This is a genomic window from Aeromonas sp. FDAARGOS 1411 (assembly GCF_019047125.1).
In the GTDB taxonomy this organism is placed as follows: Bacteria; Pseudomonadota; Gammaproteobacteria; order Enterobacterales; family Aeromonadaceae; genus Aeromonas; species Aeromonas veronii.
The window spans coordinates 1,342,656-1,354,541 of the sequence record NZ_CP077214.1 but is presented as its reverse complement, the minus strand read 5'-3'; the positions used below and the strand labels follow the sequence as shown (position 1 = coordinate 1,354,541).

Sequence of the window (11,886 nt, the reverse complement as noted above, 5' to 3'; positions counted from 1 at the left end):
CTTATCGAGGGATAAGCCGCCGGAATAACAAAGCGGGCCGATGAGCCCGCTTTTCGTTTATCACTGTTTGCCGGTAGATATCGGTCAGATCACCAGCAGATCCATAAAGGCGTGCACCGGTGTGCTGGCCAGCTGCTTGCCATCCTGGCAGAGGGCGAGAATATCGCGGACCCGTTTGGCCGGGAAGCGGGTGGCCAGATTGTGCTGGAATTTCTCCACCAGCAGCGGGATCCCCTCCTCCCGCCGGCGACGATGGCCGACCGGATACTCCACCTCTACCTTGGCGGTGTGAGTGCCGTCCTTGAAGAAGATCTGGATGGCGTTGGCAATGGAACGCTTGTCCGCCTCCAGATATTCGCGGCTGTAACGCTTGTCCTCCTGCACCACCATCTTGCTGCGCAGCGCGTCGATGCGGGGATCGGCGGCAACATCGTCCTCGTAATCCTCGGCAATGAGGCGACCGAAGATGAGCGGCACCGCCACCATGTACTGCAGGCAGTGATCCCGATCGGCCGGGTTGTTGAGGGCGCCGACCTTGCTGATGATGCGAATGGCCGACTCATGAGTGGTGAGCTCGATACGGTCTATCTCGTCGAGCCGCCCCTTCACCTGACCATGCAACTTCATGGCGCACTCCACCGCGGTCTGGGCATGGAACTCGGCAGGATAGGAGATCTTGAACAGCACGTTCTCCATCACATAGCTGCCGTACCCCTGATGCAGGGCGAACTGGTTGCCCTTGAACAGCACATCGTAGAAGCCCCACTTGGGGGCGCTCAGCACACCGGGATAGCCCATCTCGCAGCTCATGGTGATAAGGGCGAGGCGCACTGCGCGAGAGGTGGCATCCCCCGCCGCCCAACTCTTGCGCGACCCTGCATTGGGGGCATGACGGTAGGTCCGCAGGCTCTGGCCATCGACCCAGGCTTGGGAGACCGCATCGATCACCTGATCACGGGTACCCCCCAGCATATGAGTCACCACTGCGGTGCTGGCGACCTTGACCAGTACCACGTGATCGAGACCGACCCGATTGAAGGAGTTCTCCAGCGCCAGCACCCCCTGAATTTCGTGGGCTTTGACCATGGCCACCAGCACATCGGCCATGGTGAGCGGCGCCTTGCCTTCGGCCACGCGAGTACGGGAGAGCCAGTCGGCAGTGGCGAGAATACCGCCCAGATTGTCGGAGGGGTGACCCCACTCGGCGGCCAGCCAGGTGTCGTTGTAATCGAGCCAGCGGATGATGGCGCCGATGTCCCAGGCCGCCTTGACCGGGTCGAGGCAGAGCTGGGTACCGGGCACCCGGGCACCATGGGGCACGACAGTACCGGGTACGATGGGGCCAAGGTGCTTGGTGCACTCGGGGAAGCGCAGGGCAAGCAGGCCACAGCCGAGCGTATCCATCAGGCAGTAGCGGGCGGTGTCGAGAGCCGCCTCGCTGGTAATGGGGTGGTTGCAGACATAATCGGCAATATCGACCAGCACCTGATCGGGGTCTGGTCTGTGGTTGACGTCGACGTTGGCGGACATCGTGATTCCTTATCGTTGTTGTAGAGAGACAAAGTGACGGGGGGCCGGGCCGACATAATCGGCGCTCGGGCGGATGATCCGGTTGTGCTCGCGCTGCTCCATCACGTGGGCGCACCAGCCGGTGACCCGCGAGCAGACGAAGATGGGGGTGAACAGCTTGGTCGGGATCCCCATGTAGTGATAGGCGCTGGCATGGAAGAAGTCGGCGTTGGGAAAGAGCTCTTTCTCCTCCCACATCACCTTCTCCGCCTCGCAGGAGACGCGATAGAGGCGATCATCACCCACTGCCTCGGCAAGTTTGGCCGACCATTCCTTGATGATGACGTTGCGCGGATCAGACGTGCGGTAGATTGCGTGGCCAAAGCCCATGATCTTCTCCTTGGCCGCCAGCTTGGCCAGCAGTTCGCGTCTTGCCTGCGTCTCATCTTGCCAATCTTCGATCATCGCCATGGCGGCCTCGTTGGCACCGCCGTGGAGCGGGCCGCGCAGGGTACCGATGGCGGCGGTGATGCAGGAGAACATGTCGGAAAGGGTTGAGGCGCAGACTCGCGCGGCAAAGGTGGAGGCATTGAACTCATGCTCGGCGTAGAGGATGAGAGAGACATGCATCACCCGGCGCTCCAGCTCGCTCGGCGCTTTTTGGTGCAGCAGCGCGAGGAAATGGCCACCGATACACTCTTCATCGGTATCGAGGGCGATGCGAACTCCCTCGTGACTGAACTTGTACCAGTAGATCAGAATGCCCGGAAAGGCGGCCAGCAGCCGATCCGCCACTTCGTGTTCATGCTCGAAGCCATCTTCCGGCTCCAGATCGCCGAGCATGGAACAGCCGGTGCGCAGCACATCCATGGGATGGGCATCGGCGGGAATGCGCTCCAGCACCTCCAACAGCGGCTGGGGCAAGGTGCGCAGGCGACACAGTTCGCGCTTGTAGGCGTCAAGCTGCTGCTCATCGGGCAGCTCCCCCTTGAGCAGCAGATAGGCGACCTCCTCGAACTGGGCGCTGTCGGCCAGCTCCTTGATGTCATAGCCGCGATAGGTAAGACCGGTGCCACTCTTGCCTACTGTGCAGATACTGGTCTCCCCTGCGCTTTGACCGCGCAGACCGGCCCCGCCCAACGGTTTTTGCTGTCCCATAAGCTGCCTCCTATTCCTTGGCTGTAAACAGACGATCCAGTGTCTGCTCGTAGTGGTGATATCCGAGGAAGTCGTAGAGTGACTCCCGGGTCTGCATGGTCTCCACGACAGCGCGCTGATGGCCATCCTGGCGAATATGTTGATAGACGTTGAGGGCGGCCTGATTGGCGGCCCGGTTGGCACTCAAGGGGTAGAGCACCATGTCGACCCCGTGGGCGGCCAGTTGCTCTTTGTCAAACAGCGCGGTTTTGCCGAACTCGGTCATGTTGGCGAGGATCGGCACGTTGGCCGCCAGCTTGAACTGGTCGTACTGGGCAAGCTCGGTCACCGCCTCGGCGAAGATCATGTCGGCACCGGCGGCCACATAGGCAGCGGTGCGTTCAAGAGCCGACTCCATCCCCTCCACCGCCAGTGCATCGGTGCGGGCCATGATGACGAACTCGCTATTCTCGCGGGCATCCACTGCGGCCTTGATGCGATCACACATCTCTTCCAGCGGCACCACCGCCTTGTTGGGACGATGACCACAGCGCTTCTGGGCAACCTGATCTTCCATGTGCACGGCCGCCACTCCGGCGCGCTCGAACGCGCGAATGGTGCGGGCGATATTAAACGCCCCCCCCCAGCCGGTATCGATATCGACCAACAGCGGCACACGGGTTGCGGCGGTGATCCGCTCGGCATCGATCAGCACGTCGTTGAGGGAGGTCATGCCGAGATCCGGCAAGCCGTAGGAGGCATTGGCCACTCCGGCGCCGGAGAGATAAAGAGCTTGAAAGCCGCTGCGTTCGGCCATCAGCGCCATATAGGCATTGATGGTGCCGACGATCTGCAGGGGATGTTCATTGGCAAGGGCGGTGCGAAAGCGCAAGCCTGCCGAGGGGGACAAACTGGACATCATGACTCCTTTCACCTGTCTAGTCTGGCTATCTAATATCACGTTTACGTTAACGTCAATTATACTTTCGTAACATTCCGGCCGCAGGCAAGACAGGAAACCGGTTTTAGGGTAAATTTCACCAATTCCTTCAACAGGTTGAATTGTATGATGGAGCCCGGTTCCGTGATTGTCTGTCCGGCGTGCGACTTGCTGATCCAGCGCAAAGCACTGCCGCTGCGTCGCCATGCCCACTGCCCGCGTTGTCACCAACATCTCTATGGCCGTTATGCCTTTCGTCCCTCCCAGTTGATGGCCCTGACCATCACCGGATTTCTGCTGCTGCCCTCCGCCTTTTTTGAACCGCTGATCTATCTGCGGCTGGCTGGGGTCAACACCGACGCCGACCTGCTGCGCGGTATTCTGGTACTATTTGGCGAGGGCGAATTGTGGGTGGCCAGCCTGGTGCTCTGGTGCGCGGTGTTGGCGCCGGTGGGATTATTGGCAGGGATCTTTGTGCTGGCTTCGGGTCTGGCCAAACGTTGGCACATTCTTCCCGTCACCTTGAAGCTGGTCGAGGTGTTTCGCCACTGGGCCATGCTGGAGGTCTATATCGTCAGCCTGCTGGTTGCCCTGTTCAAACTGATCGACATCGCCGATGTACGCCTCGGTGGCGGCTTGCTCAGCCTCGGCATCCTGATGCTGCTCAACATGACCCTGCTGATCCTGTTTGACCCCGCCCCCTACTGGGCGCGGATCCCGTTAAAGGAGCCGGAACATGACCAGCGCCCGTGAGATGGGACTCTGCCGCTGCCATACCTGTGGTTTGCTGGTGCGCTATCAAGCCGGGGCAGTCTGCCCCCGTTGCAGCAGCAAATTGCAGGTGCGCATTCCCCGTTCCCTCGCCTGGTCGTGGGGCTTGCTGGCACTCGCCACCTTCATGTTGTTGCCTGCCAATCTGTTGCCCATAACCCATTTCTACAACAAGGGGTTGCTGCAGTCAGATACCATCTTCAGCGGTATCATGATGCTCTATCGCAGCAAAATGAGCGGGATTGCCACCATAGTTCTCACCGCCAGCATACTGGTGCCAGTGGGCAAAATATTGGGACTGGGCTGGATCTGCTGGCAGTTGCAGCGGGCCAAACCGGTGCGGCGCAAGCGCCAACTGGTGATGTATCGGGTGATCGATTTTATCGGTCGCTGGTCGATGCTGGACTTGTTCGTGATTTCGCTGATGGTGGCACTGGTCGATCGGGGTGTGCTGCTGAGTGTCCGCGCAGGCCCGGGGGCCACCGCCTTTGCCGGTGTGGTAATGCTGACCATGATGTCGGCCCGCATGCTCGATACCCGTTTACTGTGGGACAAGGCGGCCCGTTGATGATTTCTCTGTTTTTGTCTGATGTGCTGTTTAATCCAGCCAATAAGGAGTCACTATGATCGGGGCTGAACCCGTCATCGAAAAGCGTCGCTGGTTATCGCCGGTCTGGCTGTTACCCCTGATAGCCCTGCTGCTGGCAGGTGGCTTTCTCTATCAGCAGGTATTGAGCCGTGGCCAGCTTATCCAGATCAACTTCGCCCAGGGCAACGGCATCTTGCCGGGTAAAACCCAGGTTCGTTATCAGGGGGTGGCCATCGGTGTGGTGCAGGAGCTGGAGCTGGCTGAAGATGGCCGCAAGATTGCGGTGATGGCCAAGATTGACAGCCGTGCCAGACCGCTGATCCGTAAGGGATCCGACTTCTGGCTGGTGAGCCCCAAGGCGTCGCTCACCGAGATCTCCGGCCTCGATACCCTGGTCTCCGGCAACTACATCAACCTGCAACCGGGGCGTGAAAGCAATCCGCTGGAGGAGACCTTCGATGCACTGGAGGGCCCTCCTCCTGGCTATCAGGCTCAGGGTCGCATGCTGCACCTGACCGCCGATTCGCTGGGTTCGGTTGGGATTGGCGCCAAGCTCTATTTCCGCGGTATCGAGGTGGGCAGCGTCATCAATACCCGCCTGGGTCAGGACAACCAGAACGTCATTCTGGATCTGGTGATCGAGCCGCGTTTCGAACATCTGGTCAAAGCCGATACCCGCTTCTGGAATATCAGCGGTATCAAGGGTTCCTTCAGTCTGGCTGGGGTGAGCGTGGAGGCTGGCAGCCTCACCTCCATCCTGAGCGGCGGCATTGCCTTTGACTCGCCCAAAGATTCACCAGAGCCTGAGAAGGGACAGACCTTCGTCCTCTATAAAGGGCTGGCGGAAGCGGCGCGCGGTGCGCGTATCGACATTGCGGCTGGCGATCTCCCGGTCAAGGAGGGGATGCCCATCCTCTATGAGGGGATCGAGATTGGTCGTATCGATCCCATTCGCCTTACCGATAAAGGCCGAGTGGTCACAGCGCTGATCAACCCGGAGCAGGCTTATCGCATTACCGACAAGAGTCAACTGGTGTGGGAGAGTGTCTCCCTCTCTGCGACCGGTGTGCAGCATGCAGATCGCCTGCTCTCCGGCCCGGCCATTCGCCTCGACTATGTGGCAGGCAAACCGGTAGAGAAGATGACACTTACCGATCGCGCCCCCCAGAACGGCACCAAGGTGACGCTGCAGGCTGACGATCTGGCGGGGCTCAATCAGGATGCCCCTGTCTGGTACAAGGGGTTGCAGGTGGGCCGCATCAGCCAGCTCACCCTGGATGCGCGCGGCAATGCCAGCGTCGAGCTGGTGATGGCGCCGAACTATGGCCATCTGCTCAACCGTGCCCGCTTCTATCGCGCCGCCCCGTTGCAGATCGATGCCGATCTGAGCGGCATCAAAGTAGAAACCAGTCCGGCCAGTGCCTGGCTGGGGGGCGGGATCAAGCTGGTACAAGCCAGCAGTGGCGAGCGGATTAACCGTCTCTACCCGAGTCAGGAGTTGGCACTGCTCGGTACCCGTGATGCCAAGCCGCAGCGCTGGTTGCTCAAGGCAGATCAGGCCGATGGCATCGGCATTGGCTCGCCTGTGCTCTATCTGGGGCTGGAAGCGGGGAAGGTCAAACAGCTGCGCGCCGCCAAAGAGGGGGTCGAGATCGAACTCGAGATTGATGGAATCTATGCTCCCCTCCTCGCCCAGCAACCCCAATTCTGGAAAAAACCGGCCATCGACACCAAGGTGCGGGTCGATGGGGTGCAGGTCAAGGTGGGCAACCTCGGTACCCTGCTGCGCGGTGCCATCGAGTTCGATCGGTTGGCCAACGGCCGCAGCAGTCATCAACTGTTCGATTCCAGGGAGCAAGCCAAGGCCAAGGTGCGCCAGCTGTCACTGGTGGCAGAGAGTAACCCGGGGCTCGGGATTGGCAGCCCGATCCGCTATCGTGGGGTCGATATCGGCAAAATTGAAGAGATCGAGCTGGAGCCGTCTCTGGGTCAGGTGATCTTCAAGGCAGAGCTCGATGGCCACTATGCCGAGCGTTTCCTGCAGTCCGGTGCCCGCTTTACCTTAGTGCAAGCCAAGCTGGGGCTGGGCGGGGTTGCGCACCTCGACACCCTGATCAAGGGGGCGTTTGTTGAGGCACAACCGGGTAAAGGCGCTGGCAAAGATCGCTTCCCCTTGAGTCAGGTCGGCCCGGTGGGTCTGGCCCTGACCCTCAAGAGCCCCTCCGTCAATGGCCTGAGCGTCGGCAGTCCGCTACTGTTTCGCAAGATGGTGGTGGGCAGTGTCACCAAGGTGGCGCTGGCTCGGGATGGCAGCGAGGTGGTGATCGACGTTAACGTGGATCAGGAGTATGCCCATCTGGTGCGTGCCAACTCCCGCTTCTGGAATGTCTCCGGGGTCAAGGCGGATATCGGGCTGACCGGCGGCACTATCGAAGTGGAGACGGTGCAGAGCCTGCTGGCCGGCGGCATTGCTTTCAATACGCCGGAGAGAGAGATGGGTCCAACCGTCAAAGCGGGCCACAGCTATCCGCTCTATGGCAAGGCCGAGAAAGAGTGGCTGGAGTGGAGCCCGCGCATCCAGCCCTAATCCCTTCCCTTTGTATCTCATCCAAGCCCGGCCCCGTGCCGGGCTTTTTTATATTCCGGTGCCTGTTGATAGGGTTCAGATTCAGAATATTCTTAGCCTTGTGGTAGGATATCGCCCCTCTTTTTCGGTCAACGAGACGGCACAGTGCACGACAACACCTTCCTTCCCGATTACTTTTTACGCCACATTGCGGCCATCATGCCGGCCCATCTCTCGATGGATGACTTTGTGGCCAGTTGTCGACGTCCGCTGCGCCGCAGCATTCGGGTCAATACCTTGAAGATCGCCGTCTCGGATTTCGTCGCCCTGATGGAGCCACTGGGTTGGCAGCTTGACCCTGTCCCCTGGTGTGACACCGGCTTCTGGCTGACCCGCAGCGACGAAACCGTCCCCCTTGGCAATACCGCCGAGCACTTGAGCGGGCTCTTCTACATTCAGGAAGCGAGCTCCATGCTGCCGGTGACGGCGCTCTTTGCCAGCGACAAGATCAAAACGGATGGTATGTTGCTGGATGCGGCGGCGGCCCCCGGATCCAAGACCACCCAGATAGCCGCCCTGATGAACAATCAGGGGATGTTGGTTGCCAACGAGTTTTCCAGCAGCCGGTTGAAAGTGCTTAGCGCCAATATCCAGCGCTGCGGCGTGACCAATGTGGGGATGACCCATTTTGATGCCAAGGTGTTTGGCCAGTGGTTGCCGGAGACCTTCGATGCCATCCTGCTCGACGCCCCCTGCTCCGGTGAAGGGACGGTGCGAAAAGATGAAGATGCGCTGCGCAACTGGAGTATCGAGAGCATCGACGAGATTGCAGCGGTGCAACAAGGGTTACTTGAGAGCGCCTTCCATGCCTTGAAACCGGGCGGTGTGCTGGTCTACTCCACCTGTACTTTGAGTGAGCAGGAGAATCAGGCGGTCTGCCAATCCCTGCTGGACAAGTTTGGCGATGCCTTGAGTTTTGACTCGCTGGCAGACCTGTTCCCCCATGCAGAACAGGCCTGTACATCCGAGGGATACCTGCACGTTTGGCCCCAGATCTTCGACAGTGAGGGCTTTTTCGTCGCCAGATTACGCAAGCATCACTCTGTGCCCAACACCATGTTCAAGCCGGGCAAGCTGGGCAAATTCCCCTTCCTGCCACTGGCAGCAAAAGAGTCAGAGCCCATGCTGCGCGAGATTGAAGCCAACTTCGGAGTGGCACCGCAGGGTCAACTGTTTGGCCGCAATGACGAGATCTGGCTCTTTCCCCAGCAGTTTGATCAGGTGCAGGGCAAGCTGCGTTTCGATCGCATCGGCATCAAGTTGGCCGAAACCTTCAAGAAAGGTTATCGCCTCACTCATGAGTGGGCATTGGCCTATGGCGATGAAGCGAGCAAGGGCGTGGTCGAGCTGGATAGCGCCAATGCGCGGGAATTCATGATGGGGCGGGATGTCTGGCCAGAACAGGATGCTGGCACTGGCGAGGTGATCGTCCGCTATCAGGGGCATACCCTGGGCATGGGGAAATGGGTGGGGAGTCGGGTCAAGAATGCCCTCCCCCGCGAGCTGGTGCGTGACAACAATCTGTTCAATGCGTAGTGGGCCTTTCGGTGCATCAGCACTTGAACGAGTCTGAAATACCCACACTCTGGTTGAACTTTTCTTCGGATCTTGAAAAGCCTTGAGCCTTGTCTAAGCTTAAGGCAATCCGAACACCAGTTAGCGCACGGCTCTGCAAGGAGCCAATTCCCCTATGCCAGGTACAAGGAATTCGTACCTGGCTTTTTTTATCTCTTCACCTATCGCTGTTACTTCACTTTTGTGTCTATTCAACAGTCTCTTCGACCTGTATGGCGACTCTGTTTTCAAACGGAGGTTCTCTACCCAGCTCATGTTGGTAGAGCAGATCGATCGCCTGCTCGATGAGTGACGCCTGACTGTCTTCGAGATGAAGACCCAGTGCGGCCAATCGTTCGGCGTGGCGATTGCTGATCCAGCATTGCAGCCGGGTATGGGTCTCCTGCTTGCGTTTTACATGTTGGCGCTGCCGCTCGGCATTGTTTTGGGGCCCCGCCTCTTGCTCTTCACGCACTGTCATTTCTTGGCTCATAGTCCTTGCGATATTACGTTTCCGAGTTTGTTATCTCTCATCACATGCCATTATCCATTGGAAGATGCCCTTCCCCTTTGGGCTGCTGGCTGCGCGCCAAATATATCATTAGATCAACAGGATATCATTTAACATAAATAATTCAGTGGCGCAGTTATATCAGAGCAAGCCATCAAGGGCATGATCGGAGAATTTATGGGCGTCATCGAAGTACTCCTGCAGGGTCCGCATATCCTTGTGGCGCGTCACCTCAATGATCTTGTTCATCGGTTTGCCGGCAGTTACCGCCGAGGTGATAAATCCACGGCGCAGGCTATGGCCACTGACGTAGAGATCGTCGATGGTTTGGCCGGTTCGCCGCTTGATCATCAGATTGATGCCCTGGGGGCCGAGTGGCTCGGCCATCAGTTGGCCCCAGCGGTTCATGCGCCGAAACAGCGGCCCCTCGCTGATCCGGCTTTTGTGTAGCCACTTTTGCAGTGCCGAGACGGGACAGTAGTGCTTGCCCGGGATCAGGGCTATCTCGGTTTCATGCAGCTGATGTTTGCTCGGTTTGAGGCGAAGGCGGATCCCCTGCCCCATAAAATCGAGATCGCTCACCTCAATTCGGGCCGCTTCCGAACGGCGCAAGGCGCCACTGAACATCAGCAGTATCAGGGTGTGATCACGCAAGCCCGCGAGGTCATTGGTGTCGATGCCATCCAGCACCTGGGTCAAAGGCTGCAGCGTCAGGGCACCGGTTTTGCGCTTGCGGTTATCCCCCAACCTGACAATACCGCGCATCATCTCCTTGATTTCGGGATGTTCGGTGGGCATGGGGTGAATCCCTTTCTGCTTGAAGGCATAACGGATCCCGGCAAGCCGTCTCACCAGGGTTGCCGGTTTTCGAGGTTCACCGTTACGCAGCTCCCCCTTCCCCTCCTCTTTATCCAGCCATACCCAGTCGGCCAATACGCCGTCAGCCTGATCTGCGAGAAAATTCATGATGTCGTGATGGGTGGTTTGCAATGGGTCCAGCCCGTGCAATTTGCACCAGAAGACAAAAATACGGGTATCCGCCTGATAGGCATTGAGTGTGGAATCCGCTTTTGCACTGCGCAAAAAGCGGCGTGCCCGACTATTTAGCTGAGCATCAAAAACAGTCTGCAGTGACTGATGAGCTGGATTGGACAAGGATGGATATGCCACGGAACTCTATGATTCATATGAAGTTTGAGAGGATCTTACAGGATCCTCCCCATACATCAAGTATCGATAATGAATATTATCGATACTTAGAACATCTTGTTTTAATGCCCTTTGACCACGCTGAATAAAGGAAACATAGGAATATCATTCAACCCAGTTTGGCAGAAACGAAAAAGTAAAATTGGCAGGAAGAAGTGAGAGATAACGCAAGGTGGTGTTGATATTCAGGTGGGTAATCAGCTTGGTATTTGAAATATAAAAAGCCCCGAGCAACGGGGCTTATGTGTTATTTTTTCGCCAGCTTGAAGAGTTCAAAGAAATTTCGGCTAGTTGCTTCTGCCAATTCGTTAAGCGGAATATGGCGCAGGTCGGCAATAAACTGGGCAACGTCTCGCACAAAGGCGGGTTCGTTCTCCCTCCCCCGATGCGGCACGGGGGCAAGATAGGGCGAGTCGGTCTCGACCAGCAATCTGTCGAGGGGCAGAGTCTTGACCACCTCTTGCAGGGCAGACGCATTTTTGAAGGTAGCGATCCCCGAGATGGAGATATAGAACCCCATCGCCATTGCTGCTTCTGCCATTTCGAGGGATTCGGTGAAGCAGTGCAGCACACCGCCAACCTGATCAGCGCCCTCTTCACGCATGATCTGCAAGGTATCTTGCTGGGCATCGCGGGTATGGATGATCAGCGGCTTGTTCAGCGCGCGAGCAACCCGGATATGTTCGCGGAAAGAGGCTTGCTGAACGTCCTTGTTTTCGGGCGAGTAAAAGTAATCGAGACCGGTCTCACCGATGGCCACCACACGTGGATCGGCAGCTTGCTTGAGCAGCAACTCGGCATCGACACCGGGTTCCTGATTGAGCGGGTGTACCCCGCAAGAGGCAAACACTTGGGGATAGGGGGCGATCGCCTCGAGCATGGTCGGGAACTGTGCCTGAGTCACACTGACACATAGAAAATATCCCACGTCCAGTTTCGCGGCCTTGGCCAGTACATCAGCCATGCTGGTCTGCTTGCTGCCATAGCTGAGGCGATCGATATGACAGTGGGAATCAACGAGTAACATATAAAACCTTTCT

At 58.2% G+C, this 11,886-nt stretch carries 10 protein-coding genes; 4 read left to right on the top strand and 6 right to left on the bottom strand.

All coding sequences use genetic code 11. The annotated features are described in order from the left end of the window. Positions 1–84: 84 nt before the first annotated feature. The 3 genes from I6L41_RS05925 to prpB are packed head-to-tail and all read right to left on the bottom strand — an operon-like array spanning position 85 to position 3,565. Positions 85–1,530, bottom strand: coding sequence for a bifunctional 2-methylcitrate dehydratase/aconitate hydratase (locus I6L41_RS05925; RefSeq protein ID WP_216962676.1), 1,446 nt, complete (start codon positions 1,528–1,530; stop codon positions 85–87). Between the two features lie 9 nt (positions 1,531–1,539). After that, positions 1,540–2,667 (bottom strand): 2-methylcitrate synthase, encoded by a 1,128-nt coding sequence (gene prpC / locus I6L41_RS05920; RefSeq protein ID WP_216962672.1) that lies wholly within the window; start codon positions 2,665–2,667, stop codon positions 1,540–1,542. A 10-nt stretch (positions 2,668–2,677) separates the two neighbouring features. Then, complete coding sequence (prpB, locus tag I6L41_RS05915; RefSeq protein WP_216963852.1) at positions 2,678–3,565, bottom strand: methylisocitrate lyase; 888 nt, start codon at positions 3,563–3,565, stop codon at positions 2,678–2,680. A 147-nt stretch (positions 3,566–3,712) separates the two neighbouring features. Here prpB and I6L41_RS05910 point away from each other — a divergent pair, with 147 nt between their 5' ends. The 4 genes from I6L41_RS05910 (at position 3,713) to rsmF (ending at position 9,108) form a co-directional block, all read left to right on the top strand. Next, a complete protein-coding gene (locus I6L41_RS05910) occupies positions 3,713–4,339 on the top strand; it encodes a paraquat-inducible protein A (protein ID WP_216962669.1) in 627 nt (208 codons plus the stop codon). Further along, positions 4,323–4,925, top strand: a complete 603-nt coding sequence (locus I6L41_RS05905; RefSeq protein WP_216962666.1) for a paraquat-inducible protein A — start codon at positions 4,323–4,325, stop codon at positions 4,923–4,925. The genes I6L41_RS05910 and I6L41_RS05905 overlap by 17 nt, the downstream gene beginning before the upstream one ends. Before the next feature lie 55 nt (positions 4,926–4,980). Further along, entirely contained in the window at positions 4,981–7,533 is a 2,553-nt protein-coding gene (locus I6L41_RS05900) for an MlaD family protein (protein WP_216962663.1), read from the top strand. Between the two features lie 144 nt (positions 7,534–7,677). Then, complete coding sequence (rsmF, locus tag I6L41_RS05895) at positions 7,678–9,108, top strand: 16S rRNA (cytosine(1407)-C(5))-methyltransferase RsmF (protein ID WP_216962660.1); 1,431 nt, start codon at positions 7,678–7,680, stop codon at positions 9,106–9,108. A gap of 226 nt (positions 9,109–9,334) precedes the next feature. Here the strand turns inward: rsmF and I6L41_RS05890 are convergent, their stop codons facing one another. The 3 genes from I6L41_RS05890 to I6L41_RS05880 all read right to left on the bottom strand — a co-directional run bounded on the left by I6L41_RS05890 (position 9,335) and on the right by I6L41_RS05880 (position 11,873). Then, positions 9,335–9,607, bottom strand: a complete 273-nt coding sequence (locus I6L41_RS05890; RefSeq protein ID WP_151286039.1) for a RepB family protein — start codon at positions 9,605–9,607, stop codon at positions 9,335–9,337. A 171-nt stretch (positions 9,608–9,778) separates the two neighbouring features. Continuing rightward, positions 9,779–10,720, bottom strand: coding sequence for a site-specific integrase (locus I6L41_RS05885; RefSeq protein ID WP_254203405.1), 942 nt, complete (start codon positions 10,718–10,720; stop codon positions 9,779–9,781). Between the two features lie 373 nt (positions 10,721–11,093). Further along, complete coding sequence (locus I6L41_RS05880) at positions 11,094–11,873, bottom strand: TatD family hydrolase (RefSeq protein WP_216962655.1); 780 nt, start codon at positions 11,871–11,873, stop codon at positions 11,094–11,096. Between the last annotated feature and the right edge of the window lie 13 nt (positions 11,874–11,886).